Origin of the sequence: Rhodococcus qingshengii JCM 15477 (assembly GCF_023221595.1) — a bacterium.
Lineage (GTDB): Bacteria > Actinomycetota > Actinomycetes > Mycobacteriales > Mycobacteriaceae > Rhodococcus_F > Rhodococcus_F qingshengii.
The window spans coordinates 975,551-999,225 of sequence record NZ_CP096563.1 but is presented as its reverse complement, the minus strand read 5'-3'; the positions used below and the strand labels follow the sequence as shown (position 1 = coordinate 999,225).

General features: G+C 63.2%; 22 protein-coding genes. 9 read left to right on the top strand and 13 right to left on the bottom strand.

Annotated elements, in window-relative coordinates; all coding sequences use genetic code 11:
• Nucleotides 1-77 precede the first annotated feature (77 nt).
• Together M0639_RS04605 and M0639_RS04600 are read right to left on the bottom strand one after the other, a co-directional pair.
• A complete protein-coding gene (locus M0639_RS04605; RefSeq protein WP_003945439.1) occupies nucleotides 78-995 on the bottom strand; it encodes a 3-oxoacyl-ACP reductase in 918 nt (305 codons plus the stop codon).
• A gap of 109 nt (nucleotides 996-1,104) precedes the next feature.
• Nucleotides 1,105-1,296 carry a ferredoxin gene (locus M0639_RS04600; protein WP_007734330.1) on the bottom strand — a complete coding sequence of 64 codons (192 nt, stop codon included), beginning with the start codon at nucleotides 1,294-1,296 and terminating at the stop codon, nucleotides 1,105-1,107.
• Nucleotides 1,297-1,561: 265 nt separating this feature from the next.
• Here M0639_RS04600 and M0639_RS04595 point away from each other — a divergent pair, with 265 nt between their 5' ends.
• The 3 genes from M0639_RS04595 to M0639_RS04585 all read left to right on the top strand — a co-directional run bounded on the left by M0639_RS04595 (nucleotide 1,562) and on the right by M0639_RS04585 (nucleotide 5,570).
• Complete coding sequence (locus M0639_RS04595; RefSeq protein WP_003945878.1) at nucleotides 1,562-2,743, top strand: acyl-CoA dehydrogenase family protein; 1,182 nt, start codon at nucleotides 1,562-1,564, stop codon at nucleotides 2,741-2,743.
• Nucleotides 2,744-2,755: 12 nt separating this feature from the next.
• Nucleotides 2,756-3,877, top strand: coding sequence for an acyl-CoA dehydrogenase family protein (locus tag M0639_RS04590; protein ID WP_064073832.1), 1,122 nt, complete (start codon nucleotides 2,756-2,758; stop codon nucleotides 3,875-3,877).
• Nucleotides 3,878-3,938: 61 nt separating this feature from the next.
• The gene (locus tag M0639_RS04585; protein WP_064073833.1) at nucleotides 3,939-5,570 is read left to right on the top strand and encodes a long-chain-fatty-acid--CoA ligase; all 1,632 of its coding nucleotides are present in this window, start codon (nucleotides 3,939-3,941) and stop codon (nucleotides 5,568-5,570) included.
• Between the two features lie 9 nt (nucleotides 5,571-5,579).
• On the opposite strand, the gene nagB is transcribed toward M0639_RS04585, so the two are convergent.
• From nagB to M0639_RS04540, 9 genes are read right to left on the bottom strand one after another with little or no spacing between them, the layout of a single operon-like run.
• Nucleotides 5,580-6,359: a glucosamine-6-phosphate deaminase gene (nagB, locus tag M0639_RS04580; protein WP_064073834.1), complete on the bottom strand. Its 780-nt coding sequence runs from the start codon at nucleotides 6,357-6,359 to the stop codon at nucleotides 5,580-5,582.
• An 11-nt stretch (nucleotides 6,360-6,370) separates the two neighbouring features.
• Entirely contained in the window at nucleotides 6,371-7,555 is a 1,185-nt protein-coding gene (locus M0639_RS04575) for an N-acetylglucosamine-6-phosphate deacetylase (protein WP_064073835.1), read from the bottom strand.
• Nucleotides 7,552-8,244 (bottom strand): SGNH/GDSL hydrolase family protein, encoded by a 693-nt coding sequence (locus M0639_RS04570; protein WP_042920430.1) that lies wholly within the window; start codon nucleotides 8,242-8,244, stop codon nucleotides 7,552-7,554. The genes M0639_RS04575 and M0639_RS04570 overlap by 4 nt, the downstream gene beginning before the upstream one ends.
• Nucleotides 8,241-8,948, bottom strand: coding sequence for an N-acetylmannosamine-6-phosphate 2-epimerase (locus M0639_RS04565; protein WP_063315004.1), 708 nt, complete (start codon nucleotides 8,946-8,948; stop codon nucleotides 8,241-8,243). Before M0639_RS04565 ends, M0639_RS04570 begins: the two co-directional genes overlap by 4 nt.
• Complete coding sequence (locus M0639_RS04560) at nucleotides 8,945-9,874, bottom strand: ROK family protein (protein WP_007734314.1); 930 nt, start codon at nucleotides 9,872-9,874, stop codon at nucleotides 8,945-8,947. The genes M0639_RS04565 and M0639_RS04560 overlap by 4 nt, the downstream gene beginning before the upstream one ends.
• 1 nt (nucleotide 9,875) lies before the next feature.
• Nucleotides 9,876-10,805 carry a dihydrodipicolinate synthase family protein gene (locus tag M0639_RS04555; RefSeq protein WP_054801285.1) on the bottom strand — a complete coding sequence of 310 codons (930 nt, stop codon included), beginning with the start codon at nucleotides 10,803-10,805 and terminating at the stop codon, nucleotides 9,876-9,878.
• Between the two features lie 46 nt (nucleotides 10,806-10,851).
• On the bottom strand, nucleotides 10,852-11,910 hold the full coding sequence (locus tag M0639_RS04550) for a Gfo/Idh/MocA family protein (RefSeq protein WP_064073836.1): 1,059 nt from the start codon (nucleotides 11,908-11,910) through the stop codon (nucleotides 10,852-10,854).
• Nucleotides 11,907-12,902: a Gfo/Idh/MocA family protein gene (locus tag M0639_RS04545; protein ID WP_064073837.1), complete on the bottom strand. Its 996-nt coding sequence runs from the start codon at nucleotides 12,900-12,902 to the stop codon at nucleotides 11,907-11,909. The genes M0639_RS04550 and M0639_RS04545 overlap by 4 nt, the downstream gene beginning before the upstream one ends.
• Nucleotides 12,899-13,957 carry a Gfo/Idh/MocA family protein gene (locus M0639_RS04540; RefSeq protein WP_064073838.1) on the bottom strand — a complete coding sequence of 353 codons (1,059 nt, stop codon included), beginning with the start codon at nucleotides 13,955-13,957 and terminating at the stop codon, nucleotides 12,899-12,901. The genes M0639_RS04545 and M0639_RS04540 overlap by 4 nt, the downstream gene beginning before the upstream one ends.
• Before the next feature lie 274 nt (nucleotides 13,958-14,231).
• Here M0639_RS04540 and M0639_RS04535 point away from each other — a divergent pair, with 274 nt between their 5' ends.
• From M0639_RS04535 to M0639_RS04510, 6 genes are all read left to right on the top strand, one after another.
• Nucleotides 14,232-15,857, top strand: coding sequence for an ABC transporter substrate-binding protein (locus M0639_RS04535; RefSeq protein WP_064073842.1), 1,626 nt, complete (start codon nucleotides 14,232-14,234; stop codon nucleotides 15,855-15,857).
• Between the two features lie 43 nt (nucleotides 15,858-15,900).
• Complete coding sequence (locus M0639_RS04530; RefSeq protein WP_003945671.1) at nucleotides 15,901-16,860, top strand: ABC transporter permease; 960 nt, start codon at nucleotides 15,901-15,903, stop codon at nucleotides 16,858-16,860.
• A complete protein-coding gene (locus tag M0639_RS04525; protein WP_064073839.1) occupies nucleotides 16,860-18,938 on the top strand; it encodes a dipeptide/oligopeptide/nickel ABC transporter permease/ATP-binding protein in 2,079 nt (692 codons plus the stop codon). Before M0639_RS04530 ends, M0639_RS04525 begins: the two co-directional genes overlap by 1 nt.
• Nucleotides 18,935-19,753: an ABC transporter ATP-binding protein gene (locus tag M0639_RS04520; RefSeq protein WP_003945888.1), complete on the top strand. Its 819-nt coding sequence runs from the start codon at nucleotides 18,935-18,937 to the stop codon at nucleotides 19,751-19,753. Before M0639_RS04525 ends, M0639_RS04520 begins: the two co-directional genes overlap by 4 nt.
• A gap of 60 nt (nucleotides 19,754-19,813) precedes the next feature.
• Nucleotides 19,814-20,551 (top strand): FadR/GntR family transcriptional regulator, encoded by a 738-nt coding sequence (locus M0639_RS04515; protein WP_050655749.1) that lies wholly within the window; start codon nucleotides 19,814-19,816, stop codon nucleotides 20,549-20,551.
• 67 nt (nucleotides 20,552-20,618) lie between these two features.
• Complete coding sequence (locus tag M0639_RS04510; RefSeq protein WP_003945810.1) at nucleotides 20,619-20,774, top strand: hypothetical protein; 156 nt, start codon at nucleotides 20,619-20,621, stop codon at nucleotides 20,772-20,774.
• Nucleotides 20,775-20,828: 54 nt separating this feature from the next.
• Here M0639_RS04510 and M0639_RS04505 read toward each other — a convergent pair whose 3' ends face one another.
• On the bottom strand, nucleotides 20,829-21,944 hold the full coding sequence (locus M0639_RS04505) for an NAD(P)H-dependent flavin oxidoreductase (RefSeq protein WP_003945863.1): 1,116 nt from the start codon (nucleotides 21,942-21,944) through the stop codon (nucleotides 20,829-20,831).
• Nucleotides 21,944-23,617, bottom strand: coding sequence for an acyl-CoA synthetase (locus tag M0639_RS04500; RefSeq protein WP_064073843.1), 1,674 nt, complete (start codon nucleotides 23,615-23,617; stop codon nucleotides 21,944-21,946). The genes M0639_RS04505 and M0639_RS04500 overlap by 1 nt, the downstream gene beginning before the upstream one ends.
• Nucleotides 23,618-23,675: the final 58 nt, after the last annotated feature.

The window sequence follows — 23,675 nt, the reverse complement described above, 5'->3', positions numbered from 1 at the left end:
ACACGCTATTTCTACCAGGAAGTGGACACGCAGACCGTCTGAGTGCGAACAACGGTTCTACGTGTCGCGAGCACCGTTCAGCCCAGCGCCCTCAAGGCCGCCGATGCCGAGAACATCTTTGCCGGGTCACGGCCTGCGAAGTAGTCACCCATCACTGCGGACAGCGTTTCCGGCGACCAGGAATCTCCCTCTGCGTCGAACCTCTGCTCGACGACGGGCGCCGCCATCAGCGCAACCATCGGTCCGTACACCACGAATACCTGACCGTTGACGGCGTCAGCCGCTGGTGATGCCAGGTACGAGACGAGCGAAGCCACGTGCTCGGGCGAGAGCGGATCCATGCCGTCGGCCGGCGCGTCGCCGAACACGCCTTCGGTCATCGACGTCCGTGCCCGCGGGCAGATCGCGTTGGCCCGTACGCCGTAGCGCGAGAGCCCACGTGCGGCCGACAACGTCAGCGCCGTGATTCCGGCTTTTGCAGCGCCGTAGTTGGGCTGCCCTTCCGGTCCGAGGAGACCCGCCTCCGAAGAAGTGTTGACGATGCGCCCGTACACCGGCGCCCCGGCTTCCTTGGATTTCGCCCGCCAGTAGGCAGCGGCGTTGCGGCACAAGAGGAAATGGCCGCGAAGGTGCACTTCGAGTACGAGATCCCAGTCTTCGTCGGACATGTTGAACAGCATCCGGTCGCGTACGACCCCTGCATTGTTGACGACGATGTCGACACTGCCGAACTGACCCTGCGCTGCTTCCATCAGTGCGTCGGCAGTAGAACGCTCACCGACGTTGCCTGCCACGAATTCGACCTTGGCACCGAGACCACGGATTTCCTCGAGCGTCGCTTCGACGGCCTCGTTCGGGGCCAGATCGTTGACGACCAACGAAGCACCGGCCTTCGCCAGACCGATGGCCTCGAACTTTCCAAGCCCCGATCCGGCACCGGTCACGATGGCGACCTTGCCTTCGAGACTGGTTTCTGGGCTGTTCACAGCATTCATCGAAGCGCTCTCCCGGTTCTCTGCGGTCGTGTGTCGAGTTACCCGGCTCGATTGCCGTGACCCACGAGTTCGCAACTTTAGAACGTGTTCTTGTTTTGGGCAACCATCGTCACGGATGTTCGGTCAGTGCCGCGCGCGGGCACTGAGCGATCGCGGAACGGACATCCTCCCAGCGATCCTCCGGTGGGCGCACAGAACTGATCACGAGCTCCTCGTTGTCGTCGAGGTCGAAAATATCGGGCGCGATCCCGACGCACACACCGTTTGCCTCGCAACGGTCCAGATCAACCCTGACCTCCATGGCGATTCCTCTTCTCTACTCACAACTGCTCACACGAACACGGATACGAAACGAGTGCCGCAGGGCTGTGCCGCACACCGTTCCTGGCGATAACACTAGAACCTGTTTCAGTCGTGTGCAATGATTCGAAAAAGTACCGAGAACGGACGTCGAACGATCCGCCGGCGACGGCGAGAGCGTCCCTTGTCGCCGATGTACGCATCGATAGAACCTGTGTCAATCGAATGGTTGACGCTTTGATTCGTATCTCTACGGAGAGGTAACCATGCACATCACCTACACCCCTGAGCAGCAACAGCTCCAGGAGGAGTTGCGTGCCTACTTCGCACAACTGATGACTCCCGAGCGGCGTGAAGCGCTCGCCGCCACGACGGGTGAGTACGGCGAAGGCAATGTGTACCGCGAAGTCGTCGCGCAGATGGGCCAGGACGGCTGGCTCACCCTGGGTTGGCCGAAAGAGTACGGCGGACAGGAACGCTCCGCGATGGACCAGCTGATCTTCACCGACGAAGCCGCCATCGCCGGTGCACCGGTGCCGTTCCTGACGATCAATTCGGTAGCGCCGACAATCATGCATTTCGGTACGGACGAGCAGAAGGCCTTCTTCCTGCCCAAGATCTCTCGCGGTGAGCTCCACTTCGCGATCGGCTACTCCGAGCCCGAGGCCGGCACCGACCTGGCCTCTCTGCGCACGTCGGCGGTCCGTGACGGTGACGATTACGTCATCAACGGGCAGAAGATGTGGACCAGCCTGATCCAGTACGCCGATTACGTGTGGTTGGCGTGCCGCACCGATCCGGAAGCCAAGAAGCACAAGGGAATCAGCATGCTGATCGTCCCCACCACGGCAGAAGGCTTCTCCTACACACCGGTTCACACCATGGCCGGCCCCGACACCAGCGCCACCTACTACCAGGACGTGCGGGTCCCGGCGTCGTCGATCGTGGGTCAGGAACACGGCGGCTGGGCACTGATCACCAATCAGCTCAACCACGAGCGCGTTGCCCTCACCTCGGCCGGACCGATTCTGACCGCGCAGCGTGAGGTCCGTGAGTGGGCACAGAACACCAAGCTGCCCGACGGCCGACGCATGATCGACCAGGAATGGGTGCAGATCAATCTGGCTCGCGTGCATGCCAAAGCCGAGTACCTGAAGTTGATGAACTGGGAAATCGCCTCCGCAACCGATCACGCTCCCGGCCCCGAAGCTGCGTCCGCCAACAAGGTGTTCGGTACCGAATTCGCCACCGAGGCTTACCGCTTGCTGATGGAAATCCTCGGATCCTCCGCCACGATCAGGCAGAACTCCCCCGGAGCCCTTCTGCGCGGCCGCATCGAACGTATGCATCGTTCTTCGCTGATCCTGACGTTCGGCGGCGGTACCAACGAAGTGCAACGCGACATCATCGGAATGACAGCTCTGCGGCTTCCCGCATCGAAGCGATAAGGACCCACGATCATGGAATTCACCCTTACCGAGGCCCAGCAGGACCTGTCCGGCCTGACACGATCCGTAGTCACCGAACTGGTCACCAACGATCGCCTTCGTGAACTCGACGCCGCGGAAGACCGCTTCGACGCCATCTTGTGGAACGCTCTGGCCTCGGCCGGCGTCCTCGGTGCGGCCCTTCCGGAGTCGGTCGGCGGAGACGGATTCGGGGTCCTCGAGCAGTGCAGCATCCTGGCCGAACTCGGACGCGGTGTTTCAGCCGTTCCGTTCCTGACGTCCATCGTCGGGTCCGCCGCAGCGATAGCGGAATTCGGCTCGGACAAGCAGCGAGACGAATGGGCGAGCGCCGCCGCCGCCGGCGAGAAGATACTCACCGCGGCCCTCGCCGAGGAATACAACGACGACCCGGCCCACCCCGTCACGCGTGCCGAGAAGACCGCCGAAGGTTGGCGCATCGACGGAGCCAAGATCACCGTCGACAGTGCACCGCTCGCAGATCTGTTCCTCGTCCCCGCCATCACCGAGGACGGCGTCGCGGTCTTCCTCGTCGAACCGTCGGACGCGGGCGTGAGCATTACCAGGCAATCGACCACAGATTTCTCGAGCGCGGGTCTCGTCGAATTCGATTCGGTGCAGATCCCGGCCGATCGTGTTCTCGGCTCGGTTGCCCAGGGATCGGACATCGCGGCGTGGATCGTCGAGCGAATTCAGCTCGGTTCGACCGCCTACCAGTACGGAGTGCTCGATCAAGCGTTGAAGCTGACCGCCGAATATGCCACCGAGCGTGTGCAGTTCGGTCGACCGATCGGTAGTTTCCAGGCCGTGGCCCAGCGCCTCGCAGACGGATACATCGACGTCAAGGGTGTCCGTCTGACTCTGTGGGCTGCCGCGTGGCGTCTGAGCGAAGGACTTCCTTCCGACGGCGCTGTACAGACGGCCAAGTTCTGGGCTGCAGATGCGGGACACCGCGTCGGGCACACCGCTGTTCACGTTCACGGCGGTGTCGGTCTGGACGAGGACCATCCTGTTCACCGCTACTTCCTCGCGGCCAAGCATCACGAGTTCCTGCTCGGCAACGCAACAGATCAGCTTCGCGCACTGGGCAAGGAACTTGCCGCAGTCCCTGCCTGAGTGCGTCCCACCGAGTGGAAATCCATGACCTGGTCCGAGACGAATCGATGATGATGCAGCTATGAGTCAGAGCCCCACTGTTTCCGATCTACTCCTCGGAGTCAGCGAGATCGACGACCGCGGTATCCGTTTCGAGGACCAGGTCATCACCTGGCGCGAGCACGTTCAAGGCTCGTTCGATCGAGCAGCGCTGCTGGACACGCTGCTCGATCGAACGCGCCCCAGGCATTTCGGACTTCTGATGGAGAACGTCCCCGAGTTCTCGCTGCTGCTCGGAGCGGCATCGTTCTCGGGTTCGGTCGCCGCCGGGCTGAACACGACCAGGCGCGGCCCGGCATTGGCGCGAGACATTGCGCTCTCCGACTGCCAGGTCATCTTCACCGAGAACAACCAGGCACATCTACTCGACGACGTCGATCTCGGCGACGTCCGGGTGATCAACGTGGATTCTCCGGCCTGGGCGGAATTGTTGGCGCCCTTCGCCGATACGCCGGCCTACGCATCGACGGCGCAGCCCGACGATCTGTTGATGCTCATCTTCACTTCCGGAACCAGCGGTGATCCCAAAGCGGTTCGGTGCACGCACCACAAGTTGGCCTCTCCCGGGGTCATGCTTGCCGATCGTTTCGGGCTCGGCGCCGACGACGTCGTCTACATGGCGATGCCCATGTTCCATTCCAACGCGATGATGGCGGCGTGGACGGTCGCGCTGCACGCTCGTGCGGGAATTGCCATGCGACGCAAGTTCTCCGCTTCGGGTTTTCTACCCGACGTTCACAAGTACGGAATCACGTACTCCAACTACGTCGGAAAGCCGTTGTCCTTCATCGCTTCCACCCCCGAGGTGCCGAACGAGCGGGACAACACCTTGAAGATCATGTACGGCAACGAGGGTTCGGCGCCCGCCGTCGCCACCTTCGTCCGGCGCTTCGACGCTCGCGTCATCGACGGGTTCGGTTCCACCGAGGGCGGCATTTCGATCTCCGCGGCACCGGTTCCCCGGCCAGGCGCCCTCGGACTGCTCCCGGACGGCGTCAAGATCCTCGATCCCGACACCGGAGCGCCATGCCCGCCAGCAGTCTTCGATGCCGACGGCCGGATCACCAACGCCGACGAGGCAACTGGTGAACTGGTCAATGTCACCGGCCCAGGCACATTCGCCGGGTACTACAAGAACCCGGAAGCCGACGCCGAGCGAATGCGCAACGGCCAGTACTGGAGTGGCGATCTGGCGTACACCGACGTCGACGGTTACGTCTACTTCGCGGGACGCAGTTCCGGTTGGCTGCGAGTGGACGGCGAGAACATCGGTGCCGCACCCATCGAACGCTCCCTGGTCGGTTACCCGGGCTTCGCGCAGGTGTCCGTGTACGCAGTCCCCGACAGCGACGTCGGCGACCGCGTCATGGCGTCGGTGATTCCGGTCGGCGACGTTGACAACTTCGACCCGGCAGCCGTAGCCGAATACATCGATTCCCGGCCGGAACTCGGGCCGAAGCAGAAGCCGACCTTGATCCGAGTGTGCAGTGAGTTCCCGAGAACGGCGACGTTCAAGGTGGTCACTCGAACGCAGAGCGCCGAACGCTGGAACACCTCCGATCCGGTGTGGATCCGACGGCGTGGAGAATCCGACTTCCAATTACTCACTCCCGAAATGGCACTCGGCCTCGAGAAGACGCGAGAGCCCGTCTAGCCCGATATCTCAGTAGTGCTGAGCAAGCGGTTTGTGCGCAGACACCGTTTTGTAGAACTCGGTGAGCCGAAGCTGTGATGCCGCTGCATCGTCGATCACCACCGTCGCGTGTGGATGCAGTTGGAGGACCGATGCCGGGCACACCGCGGCCAGCGGCCCCTCGACGGCAGCGGCAATCGCAGCGGCCTTGTGCTCGCCGGTCGCGATCATCACCAGATGCTTTGCTTCGCAGATAGTTCCGAGTCCCTGGGTGATCACGTGCCGTGGTACGTCGCCCGGACTCTCGAAGAACCGGGCGTTGTCGGTTCGAGTCTGTTCCGTCAGCGTCTTGACCCTGGTCCTCGAATTCAGTGAGGACGTCGGTTCGTTGAAACCGATATGACCGTTGCCGCCGATGCCCAGAAGTTGAACGTCCACCGGACCATTCGACGCAATCGCCCGGTCGTAGGCCGCCGCGGCGGCAAATGGATCCGGCGCGGTTCCGTCGGGGCTGAATACCCTTGCCGCGTCCAGGTCCAGGTGATTCACCAGCTCGGTGCGGATCACCTGGGCATACGACTCCGGATGGCCTTCCGGCAGGCCGACGTATTCGTCCAACAGGAACGCCTGCACGCCGGCAAAACTCAACCCTTCCTCGCGGTGACGGCGCGCGAGTTCGCGGTACACCGAGAGCGGTGAAGATCCTGTCGCCAGGCCCAAAGTCCGTGCACCTGAATGCACCGCGTGTTCGAAGATGTCGGCAACAACGGTGCCGGCCGCCTCCGCACTGTCGACAATGACAATTTCCATCGGTTGATTCCTCAGCTTTCGGTGTAGTTCATGAGCCAGTTCCCAGCGGCCATGACGGCGCGCGTTTCGAGTTCTGGACCGGTGACGATCAGATCGGCCCGGCAACCCGGCACGAGATCGCCGACTATTCCGGCCAGCCCCAACAGCGCAGCAGGCGTTGCCGTCGCTGCGATGACAGCCGAAAGCAGATCGACGCCCGCGTGATTGACGGCTCTGCGGACAATGTCCATCAACCGACTCGTCCCGCCGGCAATGGCCGTGTCCCCCTGGCCGGCCAGCCGCGCCACGCCACCGACCACGTCGACGTCGAGAGGTCCGAGTGGGTAGCGCCCGTCGGGCATTCCCGCCGCAGCCATCGCGTCGGAGACCAACGCGATCTGATGCGGACCGACCAGATCGAACACCGTCGCCACCGTCTCGTCGGCGAGATGTACTCCGTCCCCGATCAACTCGACCACCATCTGTCCTTTCGCGGCCGCGGCAAGACACGCCGCCACTGCGCCGGGAGCGCGATGATGCATCGGAGCCATACCGTTGAACAGGTGAGTGGCACTGAGCGGTGCATGCGCCGAGTGTGCGATCGAACGTGTCGCAATCGGGTTGGACGCATCGGTGTGTCCGATACTCACGACGGCCCCGTGACGCTCCAGCAATGAGGCAAGTTCGCCGAAGTGTGCTGTCTCCGGAGCGATCGTCATCGAGCGGATGTGCCCGCGGCCGGCTTCGAGCAGCGACTCGAGCAGAGCCGGGTCGCCGTCGAGAATGCTGTCGGGATCCTGGGCGCCACAACGGAGTACCGACAGGAATGGACCTTCCAGGTGAATTCCGGCCAGCGTACCCTCGTCCACCAGTCCTGCCAGGAGCTCGATGCGACTGCGCAGGATCTGCGGCGGCGCGGAGACGAGCGAGCCGATCACCGAGGTCGTGCCGTTCGTCCGGTGGTGATCGGCAGCCACGGTGGATCCGAACTCGTCTGCCTCGGGGAAACCGAATCCGCCGGCGCCGTGGCAGTGAACGTCCACCAACCCCGGGATGATCGTTGTACCCGCAGCTGCCCGTTCGGGTAACGGGTCGGTTCGCTGCGACGCGGGCCCGGCCCACACCACACGATCACCGGAAATCTCGACGACCCCGTCCGAGAGCAATCGACCACCGGTCACCAATTGTCCACGCAGAATTTGTCCACGAAGTATCACGACATCACCTGCGGTACAACGGGAACTTCGGTATCCGCGATCGACAACTCGCGGAGCACGGCGTCCGCGAGCACGTAGTGCCCTTGTTCGTTCGGATGGAATGCGTCAGCCAGGAGAGCCGGCGGTGGACCATCGGGAGAATGGGCCGTCCACTGCGCGTAGTGGTCGACGAACACAACGCGCGTCGAGGCGGCAACCTGCCGCACGACCTCGACGTACTGAACCAATCCCGCTCTGGTGGGCGCATTCTCGACGTCGATCGGTGGCGGCGTCTGCAGGATCGGCACCGCACCGATCGCTCGCGTCCGGAAAATCATGTCCGAGAGGTCGTCTCGAAACCGCTCCAGTCCTTCTTCGCCATCCAATGCGTCATTCGTACCGAGCATGATCAACACCACCGAGGGTTCGAACACTTCGATGCGGTGTGCGAAACCCGCACGCACATCGGAGGATCGATTGCCGCTCACCCCGGTATTGACAAGGACGTGGTTGAACAAGGAAAGTTCACCACGGACGCGCTCGGCGCAGTGTTCGACGTAACTTCGATGACCGTCGGTGTGCGTCAATCCCTGAGTGATGCTGTCGCCGGTGAAGACCCACCGTATCGGCGTCGAGGAGTCTACGAGCAAAGTCTCCAGTCGAATCCGTTCAGCAGTCCTGGACTTCAAAGCCTTCGACGTCGGGGTCACACCCTCGACCTTTCGGCGCCCGATACTGCGGCTGCGAATTTCGACGTGATGAACGCCGGATCCGTGATTGCGGTTCCGACAACCACCGAGTCTGCACCCAGGGCGATGGCGCGTGCCGCATCCTCCGGGCTGTGGTATCGCCCCTCGGCAATGAGGACTGCATCTGGAAGTGCCTGCCGCAGTTCCGAGATCAGTTCCAGGTCCGGGCCGGCCAGCCGTCGGCTGTTCTCGGTGTATCCCGCCAGTGTGCTGGAGATGACGTCGGCGCCCGCCGCGGCGGCAGCGACGCCGTCCTCGAGTGTTCCACAGTCGGCCATGACGAGGCCGCCGCGATCATGGACCGCGTCGACGGTGTCGGCAAAGGTCAGCCCATCCGGACGAGGTCGCAGCGTGGCGTCGGCAGCCACGATCTGCGCACCCGAATCCACGACTTCGAGGGCTGATTCCCTTGTCGGCGTGATGAACACGCCCTCCGAGCCGATCTTCGTCAAACCGATCACCGGTACCTTCACTGCCGACACGACTGCTGCGACATCCGGGGTTCCGCCCACACCGCCGCAGCGGATAGCCACCGCTCCCCCGTCGACCGCAGCGCGGGCCATCCTCTCGATGGTCCCGGTGTCGCGCAGGGCATGGCCGTGTCCGGCCTGACAGGACACGATCAGCTTCCCGCTGATGATCGTGAGCAATTCTTCGACAGTCACGGTGTTACCTCGATTCGTGTTGCGGCGGCCAGGAGCGCAGCGCCGACGAGCGGCGCATCGGTGCCCAAACGAGCAGGAAGAATGGCGGTTTCGGCAATGGGGCCCATCGCTTCCACCCGGAAAGCGGACGTCAGCGGAGACAGGAGGTCGGCTCCGATCTGGGCTGCGCCGCCGCCGATGACGATCACCTCGGGATCGAATGCAGTCGCGATGCCGGCCAGGACGCGGCCCAGCAGAGTACCGGCGTCGGAGACCACGGCACGGGCGATCGGATCGCCCGAGTGCATGAGCGCCACCACTGCCTGTAACGGTTGAGTGGGCACACCCGCCCGCGCTGCGTACTCGGCTGCCATCGCCGGGCCAGACGCGACTGCCTCGAGGTGATCGGTTCTGCCGCAACCGCAACCTATCGCCCCGGAGACCGGAACCAACAGATGCGCGAGCTCGCCGGCTGTTCCGTGGGCACCGTGGTACAGCTGACCGCCCACGGTCAACGCGCCACCGATTCCGGTACCGATCGAGACGAACAGTGCAGAGGTTCGACCGCGACCGGCGCCGATCATGTTCTCGCCGTGAGCCATCGCGCGCACGTCGTTGTCCACCGTCACCGGTAGGCCTGAGTGTGCCTCGAGTTCTCCGCGAACCTCGGCGCCACTCCATCCAGACAGAATGTCGGAGGCGAAGACGACGCGGCCACGCACCCGATCGATGATTCCCGGTGCACCGACTCCGATTCCGGCTACCGTGTGATTCGCCCTCAGACGGTCGATCAACGCGGTAGCGGTCCCGAGAACGGCTTCCCTACCCGCCGTCGGTGTTGCCGCACGAACGGTGTCGATCACGTCTCCGTCGGACGTCACCACCGCGGCAGCCACTTTGGTGCCGCCGATGTCGATACCGATCCATCGCTTCTGCCCAGATGTCATGTCAGAGGAGCCCGGCCTGTTCCAGAACGACCTTGATCGTTGCGGTCTCGGACTCGTCGAGCGAGAGCATCGGCGCGCACATCGTGTTGCCGGTGATGACGCCGCGCAGGGCCAGAGCCGTCTTGAACGCGCCCAGACCCGCGGCACCGGCACTGACGCGACCCGGTGTCGGCGCCTCGACGATGGAGAACAGTTCGGTGAGTCGATCCTGCTCGGCCTTAGCTGCGGCCCAGTCTCCTGCCTGCGCAGCGCGCCACAGTCGTACGTAGCCGTGCGGGTCCACGTTGGCCAGGCCGGGCACTGCGCCCGAAGCACCCATCAGCAGGCATCCGTCGACGACTACCTCGTGCCCGGTGAAGACGGCGAAGTTTTCGAGCCCGGCCGACTGACGGAGCAACATACGGAAACTGACGTCGTCGCCGCTCGAATCCTTCACGCCGGCGATGACTCCCTCGCGACCGAGCTCGACCAGCATTGCCGGGCTGAGCTTGCTGTGGACACGAACCGGGACGTCGTAGGCGAACAACGGAAGATCCACTGCGGCGTGGATGGAGCGGAAATGCGTTGCCGTCTCGGCTGCATCGGTGATCGCGTAGAACGGCGCCGTCGCGACGATGGCATCCGCGCCCGCTTCACGCGCCTGCTCGGCAACGGCGATGACCCGGTTGGTGGTCATGTCGTTCACTCCGACGAGGACCGGTACCTGGCCGCCGACGTGACCGATGGCCGTCTGCACCACCTGGGCGCGCTGAGCGTCGGTGAGGTAACCGACCTCACCCGAGGAACCGAGGACGAACAAGCCGTCGACTCCGGCTTCGATCTGCAGTGAGAGCAGGCGTTCGAGCGACGTGGTGTCGATCTCGCCCTCGAGCGTCAATGGTGTGACGATCGGCGGGACGATTCCGCTGAAGGTGGTGGTTTCCGTGCTCATGGGGTCTCCATATGTTGGTTGTCGGATTGAGTTGTGGGTGCGGCTGTCAGGGAGAAACGGAGACCGGCTGACCGCTCGAGGCGGACAGATAGGCAGCGTCGATCACGCGCATCGACGCGCGGGCGTCTGCCACGGTGTAGTCGGGTTCGGTCCGTGTGGGGAGTCGATCGAGCACGTGAGAGAGAAAGCTCGACACCGCGTTGTCGGAACCGAAGCCGCCGATGGGTAGTGCGGTCACGTCTCCCGAGGATGCGAAGTGGGTCACCGCGGGTTTGTCGTCGTCGGAACTCGCGTATCCGTGGGAACCGAGGACCCGAACCGTCGCGGTATTCGCGCCGAAACCCGGTGCTGCGGGGATTCTTCCGACGGTCACCGTCGCGGTGACGCCGTTTTCCAGGGCGAGCGAGATCAACGCCGTGTCTTCGACGCCGAACAGCTGGTGGGCCCCGCCGTAGAGTGTGCTCGTCTCGGCGTACACCTCGGTGACGTCCAGGCCGGTGAGGTATCGGAGGTAGTCGGCGGCGTAACCGGCGAAGTTCACTACTTCTCCCCCGCCGGAAAGCGCGGGATCCACCACCAGTTCGGGACGCTCGACAGACGTCGCGAAATGTGTTCCGCTTGCGAGGAACTCGATGTCGACGTGGCGCGGCAGTCCGAGATTTCCGGCGTCGATCCATCGGCGCAGTCGCCGGAGCGCAGGTGAATGAGTGCGGTTCACCACCGTGCAGATTCGCCCGTTCGACCGTGCGGCTTGCTGAACCGCCGCGGCCTCCGCCTCGTCGACGCCCACCGGCTTGTCCACCAGGACGTCGAGTCCGGCGTTCAATGCGGCAATCGCAAGCCGCGCATGCCTGGTCGGCTCACTGCAGATGATCGCCAGGTCAATCCGTTCGGGGTCGAGCAACTCGCCGAGTTCGTCGATCCACTCGATGTCTGCGGCCTTTGCCATCGCGATCCCGTCCTCACGAATCCAATCGGGGACCGAGGATTCGTCGGAGGCCCCGACCAGGCTCACTCGAGGATCGGATCGCAACAGGTCCGCATAGGAGCCGGCATGCCTGACGCCGCTGACAAATCCGACGCGGATCGAACCGGTGCCGGTCATTGGTTTTCTCCGATCGAGACAGCGCGGCCGGTGTCGAGCGATTGCTGGGCAGCGATGGCAGTCGCGAGAGCTGCACGCACCTGCCAGTTCTCGACTATCGGGCTCGCGGAACCGTCGAGAGTGGCGATCCAGTGACGCATCTGATGCGACATCGCGTCCTCGATCGACGACGGCGGCGCGTTGGTCGTGTCCGTCATCAGTCCCGGGTCGTCGCCGGTGTCGTGCGCGAGCGTGCCGGAAGTCCCCGACACCACGATCCGACGCACCATCTTTCCCGATTGTGGTAGCGCGTAGGCCAATTCGATCAGAGCCAGCGATCCGTCCTCGAAGCGAACGGTCAGATGGAAGCTGTCGTGCACGGGCATCCCCGCCGCGAAGGTGGGGAAACTACGAGCGAACACACGGGTCGGACGACGACCGATCAGCCACGTCACCAGATCGAGTGCGTGGGTTCCGTTGTGAACGGGGTGACCACCCGAACGTTCCTTGTCGTGTTGCCAGCCTCGCCAGCCCCCTGGCCAGACATGGCCGGTGTACCAACTGAGATGGATCAACCGGGGGTCGCCGATGGCACCTTGTGCAACCGAGTTTCCGATCGAGGTGATCGACGGCTGGAATCGTACGGTCTGTCCGACCATCAGTGAGGTGCCGTTACCTTCGGTGGCCTCGACCATCGCGTCGAAGTCCGCGACTGTCAGCGCGGCCGGCTTCTCCACGTGCACATGCTTTCCCGCGCGGCCCGCGGCTATCGTCACGGGTGCGTGGTCGGGAGTGGCCCCGACGACGTTGACCGCCTGCACGCTCGGGTCGGCGAGAATCTTCGCCAGATCGGTACTGGCCTTCGCGCTCGGCGCCAACGCCGCAACCGATGCGGCCCGGTCCAAGTCACTGCCGAATACGTAGGCGACTTCGACCGACGGGATGCGCGCCAAGGCGCTGACGTGGTCCCGCGCGATTCCGCCGCTACCTATGACGGCTACACGCACCGTCACTTGGCACTTCCCGAGAGCGCTGCCGGTTCGCCGCCACCGAGTCGCACCTGTTCGGCGACGACGAGTGCGCGTTCACGTGCGTACGTCAACGGCGAGTCGGGATCAGCCTTGCCGTCGAGAACTGCTGCCATCTCGTCGATTTCGTGACGAATCGCAGCCTGCATCCACAGCGAGGATCCTCCGTTACCCGAGTTGTACTTCTGCGTCCTGCTCGCAGCGTCGATCAACGATTGGTTCTCGGCGTCGACGTCGAAGATCGGCCACGACTCTACGACCTGTCCCCCGCGCAGTCGGCTGACCCGGCCGGTGTGGAAGTCCGCGTGGACCGAACCTTCGGTGGCATCGACGGTCAGCTGCCACGACGAAGTGTGTGAACGCGTCGAGATGGTGTGTCTGCCGATCGCGCCGCCGGCGAACGACACCACTGTGTTGCGGAAGCCGTCGTCCGCGGTGGCGATGCTCGACACGGCAGTCACCTCGCCGCCGAGCCAGCACATCAGGTCCAGTTCGTGAATTTCGTGAGTCAGTTCTCCACCCGTTCGGCTCTTGTCGAGCTTCCACCACTGTGGATCTGCGCCGTCGGTGTCGATCCAGCGTGAGCGAGACGATTCGATCGCAGCGACCTCGCCGAGCTCCCCCGACGCCAGCAGGTCCGCCAGACGTCGTACACCCGGCATCATCCGCATGATGTGCCCGACCATCAACGGCGAACCGCTCGCGTCGGCGCTCGCGATCATGTTCTGCGCATCGACCAGTTCGACGGCGAGTGGCTTCTCGACAAAAACTGCCGTGCCGTGTTCGAGCGCCGCGATGGCAGGTTCGGCGTGCGCGTGATTGGGCGTCGCGACGACAACGAGGGCCAACTCCGGGTGAGCGGCCACCGCGTCGTGATCGTCTGTCGGGGTTGCCGAGAACTCTGCGGCGACGTCCTTGGCCCGCTCGAAGTCACGGTCGCACAGCATCGTCAGTTCGAAACGTGGATGGGCAGCCAGCTCGCGAGCGAGGGAACTACCGAAGAATCCGCAACCGACCACACCGACTTTGTATCGGGTCATGAAGTCTCCAAAGATTGGATGAGGGATGTCCTATGTTATACGGCCAGCGTCATCGCTCGTCAATTCGACGCCGGTAACACAGTCTTCATCTATGCAGGTGAGCGCACTATTTTTGGCTCGAAACCGGCGAAACGTCGAAGTTCGGCGCCGCCAGTTCCGAAGATTCTCTAGACGCTTTCTGATCCACAATGTAAGTTACGCAACATCGGACGTCGAACATAGGACATCCCCTATCCACTCCCTTGATGTCCCGCTCCCCGCCTTGGAGGCCGCCTTGAAGAACGAACGACCGCTGAGCTCCGCGTTCACCCGCCGAGACCTGTTCCGGTACACCGGGCTACTGGGAGCTGCAGTAGGTATCACCGCGACTCTCGCGGCCTGTGGCGGCGGGCCGTCGTCGACCTCGGTTGTCGGCGGTTCTGCGAGCACCGGCGATCTGACCACCGCCATCGGATACGGCAACGACCAGAGCTTCGACCCGATGCAGACTGCATCCGGTTTCCTCATGGCAGCGGTCAACCACGTCTACGAGGGACTGCTCGAAAACGATCCAGGCACCGGTGAGACGTATGCGGCGCTCGCACAGGCCGTCCCGACCGACGCCACCGCCTCGAGCTGGACCATGAAAATCCGCGAGGGAGCAACCTGGCACGACGGCACTCCGGTCACCTCGGACGACGTCGTCTTCACCTTCGATCGCATCCTCGATCCACAGCAGAACGTACTGATCCGCTCCTTCTTCTCCTCCTGGCTGCAGTCCGTCACCAAGGTCGACGACCAAACGGTGACCCTGAACTTCAACTACCCGTTCAGCGCTGCCGCACAGCGTCTCTCGATCGCCAAGATCATGCCCAAGCACGTCTTCGACGGCCACTGGGACGAGGCCAAGTCCGGAACGCTGGTCGTCGGTTCCGGTCCGTACAAGCTCAAGAGCCACACCCCCAAGAGCAACACAGCTTTCGAGGCCTTCGAGGCGTACAACGGGCCGCGTCCGGCCAACTTCGCGACCATGAACTGGCTCTCCATCGTCGACACCTCCTCACGCATCGCGCGCGTCTCGGGCAACAATGCCGGTGCACAACTCGCCGACAACATCCCCGTCGCCAACGTCCCCACTCTGACCTCCGGTGGGCGCACCGTCGAGGGCAACCCGGGCATGAACCTCATGTACCTGCTCTTCGACACGACTCAGGCACCGTTCGACGACGTTCGTGTTCGCCAGGCGATGTTCTATGCGATCAACACCCCGAAGATGATCGAGATCGCCCTCGGCGGCAAGGCAGCACCGGCCACGAGCTACCTGTACGAGCGCAACCCCGACTACGCGCGAGCGTCCACCGTCTACTCGTACGATCCGGACAAGGCCCGCTCGCTCCTCGCTGCCGCCGGTGTCAGTGGCCTCGACCTGACGCTGCTCTCCACCAACGTCAGCTGGTTGGCCGACTGCTTGCCGACCATCAAAGAGTCTTGGGACGCAGTCGGATTCAACACGACACTCGAACCGCAGGACACCAGCGCCATGGTGAGCAAGCTCAACAGCGGCCAGAAGTTCCAGATCGCCGCCGGTACGTCCAACCCGCAGGCATTCGGCAGCGACGTCGACCTTCTCGTCCGCTACACGTACAGCAAGGGCGGCTTGTGGACGAAGACCTACGCCAAGTGGGACGACACCCCCGAAGCGCAGAAGATCTACGCCACCATGGACGAAGCCACCCGCGAGACCGACCCGGCAAAGCGCAGCACCCTCGTGCAGTCGTACCTGAACCAGATCGCCGAAAATGCTGTCTACTACCCGGTTCTCCATCAGGAGCTCCTGACTGCGTGGGATCCGAAGAAGATCGCCGACGTCACTCCGCTGCCGTACCCCGGCGTCAACCTGCTTCAGGCGAAGCCGGCCTGATACCCGCCCGCTCGGCCGTTTCCCACAACTGAGAGATCCCCCGATGGCAAGAGTCCTCCCCATGCTGATCAGGCGATTACTGATACTGATCCCCCTGATCCTCGGCATCATCGCGTTCGTCTTCATCGTGATGCAGTTCGCGCCCACCGATCCCGCAACCGCGGCGTTCAACGGTGGCAACCCGACTGCGGAACAGTTGCAGCAGTTCAAGGAAGAGAACGGACTGCTCGATCCGCTTCCGCTGCAATACGTTCACTTCGTGACCGATCTGGTCAGCGGCAACATGGGTGACAGTCTGATTTCCGGTACCCCGGTGTTGGATTCGATCTCCACCGCTCTGCCACTGACCATTCAGCTCACGGTTCTCGGACTGGTGATCGCCATCGTGCTCTCGCTGATCTTCGGCGTCACCAGCGCACTGTTCCGCGATCGTTGGCCGGATCAGGTCATCCGAGTGATCTCCCTCGGCGGTGTGGCGGCACCGTCATTCTGGTTGGCACTGCTGATGATTCAGTACCTTGCTGTCCAACTCGGATGGTTCCCTACCGGTGGCTACGTCAATCCGAGCGACTCCGTCAGCGACTGGCTCTGGTACATGGCGCTCCCGGCGCTGTCCCTGTCACTGCCCGTCGCAGCACAACTCACGCGCATCATCCGCACGTCGATGGTCGAGGAGTTGGACAAGGACTACGTCCGGACCGCGATCGGCAGCGGCCTGCCCTATCACGTGGTGATCGGACGGAATGTGTTGCGTAACGCGCTGATCAACCCGCTCACCGTCCTGGGCCTCCGTGTCGGTTACCTCCTCGGTGGCGCTGTGGTCATCGAGCAGATCTTCGGCCTGCCCGGCATGGGTCAGCTCATGATCAACGGCGTCACCAACGGTGACCCCGCAGTCGTTCAGGGAGTTGTCATCGTCATCGCGGTCGGCTTCGTCGTCGTCAACCTCGCCGTCGACATCCTCTACCTGCTCGTCAATCCACGACTTCGGAGCGCAGCATGATGAGAAGAAAACTCACCGAGAAGCTTTCGCGACCCGGCATCACCTTTTCTCGCTTCCCCCTCTCGGCCTGGCTGTCGATGGCGGTTCTCGCGATCATCGTGCTCGCCTGCCTCTTCGCGCCGCTGATCACGCAGTACACCCCACTCGAACAGGCGGTAGGTACCGCGGGCCCCAGCGCCGGCCACTGGTTCGGTCAGGACAGCCTCGGCCGAGATCTGTTCAGCCGCTTGCTCTACGGCGGACGCTGGTCGCTGACCATCGGTCTCGGTTCCACCTTCCTCGCACTGTGCGCCGGCGCTCTCATCGGATCGGTGGCCGCAACGAGCCGAAAAGGCGTCGACGAGACCATCATGCGAGTGCTCGACGTGGTCATGGCGTTCCCGGGCATTGCGCTCGCTGCCGTACTCGTCGCGGCCTTCGGTGGTTCGATCCCGGTTCTGATCGTCACTATCGCGTTCCTCTACACACCGATGGTGGCTCGCGTCGTTCGCGCGAACGTTCTCGCTCAGTACGGTGAGGACTACGTCGCGGCCGAAAAGGTCATCGGCGCAAGAACTTCACACATCGTCGTCAAGCACGTCGTAGCCAACTGTGCTGCGCCCGTTCTCGTCTTCTGCACTGTCATGGTCGCCGACGCCATCGTGCTCGAGGCCAGCCTGTCGTTCATCGGAGCAGGTGTGCGTCCCCCGGACCCGTCGTGGGGATCGGTGATCGCCGACGGCAAGAACATGGTCCTTCTCGGTGGTTGGTGGGCAACGGTGTTCCCCGGTCTGCTGATTCTTCTGACGGTGCTATCCCTCAACGTGCTCGCCGAGGGCCTGACGGACGCGATGGCCGATCCGAGTCTGAAGAAGACCAAGAAGACGCCCTCCGCACTCCAAGCAGCGCAGACCGCCGCAGCGGAGGAGACCTCCAACGAACTCATTCTGGAGGACGAAGCCGCATCGGTCGCCAACACTCCGGAGTTGATCGACGACTTCGCCGACCCGAGCGTCGTGAAAGATGTCCTGAAACCGGCCGCCGAGCCGACTCCTCTCGAAACTCACCTGAAGATCCTGGCGGAAACCGAGCGATCTCGGTCCGATCGTCTTGTGTACGAGGGCGATGCCGCACCACTCCTCGAGGTCCGCAATCTCACGATCCGGTTCCCGGAACGCTACGGAGACACGGCGATCGTCGACAACGTGAGCTTCACCGTCCGCCCGAACGAGACGATGGCGCTCGTCGGCGAGTCCGGTTGCGGAAAGTCGCTCACGTCGCTGGCGATCATGGGTCTGCTACCCAAGACGGCAGTGGTGACCGGCGAGATCCTGTTCGACGGAGTCAACGTCCTCGAGCTGAACAACCGGGAGCGAAACAAGCTACGCGGACACGACATGGCCATGATCTACCAGGATGCGCTGAGTTCACTGAATCCGGCGATGCTGATACGCGCGCAGTTCAAGCAGCTCACCAAGCGCGGCGGTACCCGCACAGCCGAGGAACTGCTCGAACTCGTCGGACTCGATCCGGTGCGCACTCTCGCCAGCTACCCACACGAGCTTTCCGGTGGTCAGCGCCAGCGCGTTCTGATCGCCATGTCGCTCACCCGCAGTCCACGGTTGATCGTCGCGGACGAGCCCACCACCGCCCTCGACGTCACCGTCCAGGCCCAGGTCGTGGACTTGCTCAACGATCTTCGGGAAAAGCTGGGGTTTGCAATGGTCTTCGTCAGCCACGACCTGGCTCTGGTAGCCTCCCTGGCCCACAAGATCACGGTGATGTACGCCGGTCAGGTCGTCGAGTCGGCGCCCACGAGTGATCTGCTCGTCGATCCCCGCCACGAATACACCCAGGGCCTTCTCGGTGCCGTTCTCTCTATCGAGGACGAAGCGCCGCGACTGCATCAGATTCAGGGAACTGTTCCCTCGCCCGGAAACTTCGCGGCGGGTGACCGTTTCGCCGAGCGTTCCACTCGCCCGGACTCCGACCCCCTCCGTAAGCCGGAGATGGTCCGAATCGACGGGACCGAGCATTGGTTCGCCAACCAGTCCGCGACTCCCGTACGTACAGAATCGGAATTGGAGAGCGTGCGATGACTACAGCTGAAGCACCCATCCTGGAACTGAAGAACATTCACGTCGTCCACAAGACCCGTTCGGGATCACTGTTCAAACCGGGCACGGTTCACGCGGTCAACGATGTCAGTATCGACGTACGACGAGGGACGACGATCGGCATCGTGGGCGAGTCGGGTTGTGGCAAGTCCACTCTGGCCAAAGTCATGGTCGGACTGCAGAAACCGACGTCGGGCGACGTGGTCTTTCGCGGCCGAAGCGCTCTGACCCGGTCGGCCGGCGTGCGCAAGGAGTTCGGCCGGGCGATTTCGATCGTCTTCCAGGATCCGGCTACCGCGCTCAATCCCCGAATGACGGTGGCCGACATCCTCACCGATCCACTCGACGTCCACGGCATCGGCAACCGCGCGAGCCGAACCGCCCGAGTTCGCGAGCTGGTCGGTTTGGTCGGACTCCCCCAATCTGCGCTCGAAGTCATCCCGAGCCAGATCTCCGGCGGTCAGCGGCAACGTGTCGCGATCGCGCGTGCACTCGCGCTCGAACCTGACGTCATCGTGGCCGACGAGCCGACGTCGGCGCTCGACGTCTCGGTGCGAGCGCAGATCCTGAATCTGCTCAGCGACATCAAGGCTCGGTTGGGGCTCGGCATGGTGTTCATCTCGCACGACATACAGACGGTGCGGTACGTCTCCGACACCATCGTCGTCATGAACGCCGGGCGGATCGTCGAGCAGGGAACGGCCCAGGAAGTATTCGACAGCCCGTCCGATGCGTACACGGCCAAACTGCTGGGTGCGGCGCCCAGCCTCCTGCAACGCACCGTTGACGTGGGTTGACCAATGGAGCGGATGACCGGACATAGGATGAAGGACGTTCGTATCAGAAAAGGGGAATCGATGTCTGTCCGGAGTGGCACACAGGGCGCTCGTTTCAGCGCGCAAAACCGCATGCGCGCACTTCAGACGGACATCATGAACTTGATCCTCGAACGCAGGCTCTCCCCCGGCGACCCGATGCCCACCGAGGCCGAACTGTCCGAGGAATTGGGTATCGGCCGAAACACGCTCCGGGAGGCGCTCAAGGTTCTGCAGGCCTTGGGCGTCGTCGAGATCCGTCACGGCTTCGGAATGTTCGTCGCCCCTAGCAACTTCGACGCTCTCGCCGACGGCCTGACCTTCCGTGGCCGGTTGTCCTTGCAGGGCACCGGGCACGAGGCGATGGAACTGGTCGACATTCGTCAGGCACTCGAGACCGGACTGATCGGTGCGGCGATGGCCGAGATGACGTCGGCCGACCACGCCGACCTCGACGAACTCGTCACCGGCATGGAGGTCCGTGCCGCAGCCGGGAAGAACTTCTCCGACATCGACGCGACCTTCCACTCCCGCCTGTACTCCCCGCTGGACAACCAGGTCCTCGGTCAGTTGATGGACGTCTTCTGGCAGGTGTACAGCGAGATACAGCAGGCCATCGGGCATTCGGATACGCCACTGATCGACATCGCGTCGAAGCACCGTGCGATTCTCGACGCGATCCGTACGGGTGATGCAGTCGAGGCGGCGCACACTCTCGATGTGCACTTCGGTGGCCTGCGCGAGCGGATCGCCAGTCTCCATGCGTCCGAAGCGCAGTAATTTCGAAACACGTGATTTTGCTCCGCTGGCTCACCATCGCGCCCGTTCTTCCGGCAAAATTACAGGTATGAAGAACCCGAACCTGACGCCTTCGCGCGTTCTCGCAGTTGTCCTCGCTGCCGCCCTGGTCATTTTCGTGATCGCACGCCGCCGCGACGACGGCGCCCTCAGCCGCGGAGAATGGTTGTCGGACACCGTCGGACCGGACGACCTCGCCGGCTGAACGACGTGTGCCCTCGGCCGAAACTCGGCCGAGGCCACACGCACGTGTCATCTACTACTTCATCGAATCCAGTCGGGTTCGCGCGTCCTCGAACCCGGACACCAGCTCTGCCATGACCTCGGCGACCGGGCGGATCTCGTTCATCCGTCCCACGATCTGACCGACGGGCATTGCCACAACTTCCGGGTTCTCCGATGCAGCGATTCTCTGATGAGCGTCGCTGACCAGAAGGTTCTGCAGCGGCATCGGCAAGGGCGCCGGTGCTCCCGGGTTCGACCAGGCTTCCGTCCACTTGGTCTTGAGCAACCGAGCGGGCTTACCCGAGTAGATGCGCGAACGAACGGTGTCGGCCGACGTCGCGCCCAACAGTGCACGCTGAATAGCGGACGGGCCCTCGCCCGATGCACTGCCGAGTTTGTATTCGGACGTGGTGAGCCAGTACGAGCCCATCCACACTCCGGACGCACCGAGTGCAAGTGCGGCAGCCACCTGACGGCCGCTGCCTATACCGCCGGCAGCCAGTACGGCAGCTGAATCACCCAGTGCATCAACGATTTCCGGAACGAGAACCATCGATGCGATTTCGCCGGTGTGACCGCCGGCCTCGTAGCCCTGCGCGATCACGATGTCGACACCGTTCTCGACGTGACGACGTGCATGCTCGACGGCGCCGGCCAGCGCTGCTACCGGTACGCCCTTCTCGTGTGCCTGATCGATGACGTCCTTCGGCGGTGATCCCAATGCATTCGCAATCAACGCAATCCGGTGTCCCAGAGCAACATCGACGTGAGACCGCGCCACCGAGTGAAGCCATCCCAATACGCCGGTCGCATGCTCGACGTCGTCGGAAAGCGGCGGCACACCGAGCTCGTCGAGCGTGCGGTTGACGAAGGCGCGGTGCTCCTCCGGAATCAGCTTGTCGAGATCGACGGCGCCGCCCTCGGTCGGCACCTTGGCCGGCATGACGATGTCGACGCCGTACGGCTTACCGTCGGTGTTCTCGTCCATCCACGTCAGTGCGGCTTCGAGCTCTTCCGGGTCGTTGAACCGGACGCAACCGAGCACGCCCAGACCTCCCGCGCGGCTGATCGCGGCCGCGACGTGCTCGGAAGGAGTGAATCCGAAAATCGGGTATTCGATGCCGAACTTGTCGGCGAGATCCGAACGCATCAGGCTTCCACGCTTTCGTTTGCGGACGCCACAGGAGCGCCGTTTCCGTTGTGATCATCGGCCTCGCGCGATTCCGTTTCGGCCTTCGCCCAGCGGTAGTCGGGCTTGCCTGCCGGGTTGCGCTTGATCTGATCCACGAACCACACGCTGCGCGGAACCTTGTATCCGGCAATCTCTTTGCGTGCTGCGGTGGCGATGTCGTGCAGCGTCGGCGACGTGCCTTCGCGTACCTGGACCACTGCGGCAACGCGCTGACCGAAGCGCTCGTCGGGGATACCGATCACCAGGACGTCGAAGATGTCCGGGTGCGCCTTCAAAGCGCCCTCGACCTCTTCCGGGTACACCTTCTCGCCGCCGCTGTTGATCGACACCGAACCGCGGCCGAGCATCGTGACCGTGCCGTCGGATTCGACCTGCGCATAGTCGCCGGGGATCGAGTAGCGAACGCCGTTGATGGTGCGGAAGGTTTCGGCCGTCTTGACCTCGTCCTTGTAGTAGCCGAGCGGGATGTTGCCCTTGCGAGCGAGCATGCCGCGCTTGCCCGATCCGGGTTCGACCTCGTTGCCGTCGTCGTCGAGAACCGTTGTGGAGGCGTCGATCTTGACCGTCGGACCGCCAGTGTGCTTCTGGCCCTTGCTCAGCACGGCGAGTCCACCGAAGCCGGTCTCGGATGCTCCGATGGAGTCCGTCAGCAGGCGGTTGGGCAACAGTTCGAGGAACTGCTCCTGGATACTCGGCGAGAAGAGTGCAGCACTGCTGGCCATCACGTAGAGCGTCGAAAGATCGTACGGCTCACCGGTCTCCGGGTTTCCGGCGATGAGTGCGTCGAGCATCGGACGGCCCATCGCGTCACCCGTGATGAAGATCAGGTTGACCTTGTGCTTGTCGATGTTCTGCCACACCTCGTGGGCGTCGAATTCCGGGTGCATCAAACAGGTTCCACCGCCGAAGAGGCTGTGGAATACCGCCGACTGCGAACCGCCGTGAATCATCGGAGGGATCGGGTAGCGGATCATGCTCGGGTTGGCTGCGCCGACCTTCGCCATCTCGTACTCGTCCTCGACCGGAACTCCGGTGACGAAGTTGATGCCTCCGCCGAGAACACGCCACCAGTCCTCGTGACGCCACATGACGCCCTTGGGACTTCCGGTGGTGCCGCCGGTGTAGAGCATGAAGATGTCGTCGTTGCTGCGCTCTTCGAAATCACGCTCACCCGAACTCTGCGCGAGTGCGTCCTCGTAGCCGATGCCGAAAGCACTGAAGTCCAGATCGGTGCCGTCCTCGACCACGATGACGGACTTGACCTTGGGAGTGTTCGGCAGGACGTTCGCGACCTTGTCCGAGTAGCGGCGCTCGTGAATGAGCGCAACCATGTCGGAGTTGTCGAAGATGTACTGCAACTCGTTCTCGACGTACCGGTAATTGATGTTGACCATCACGGCCCGGATCTTGAAAACCGCGACCATGGCCTCGATCGCCTCGATGACGTTCCGGCAGTAGATGCCGACCTTGTCACCCGGCTGAACGCCATGTTCACGCAGGTAGTGACCGAGGCGGTTTGCTCGGTCCTCCAACTGTGCATAAGTCATCTCGCGGTTGTCCGAGACCAGCGCAACGCGGTCCGGAACGAGGTCGATTGCGTGCTCTACGAAGTCTGCGATGTTAAGGGCCACGAGTTCAAAGTAGAACGTGTTACCGTTTCTGGCAAGACCCAATTTGAGAGCCAGCTCA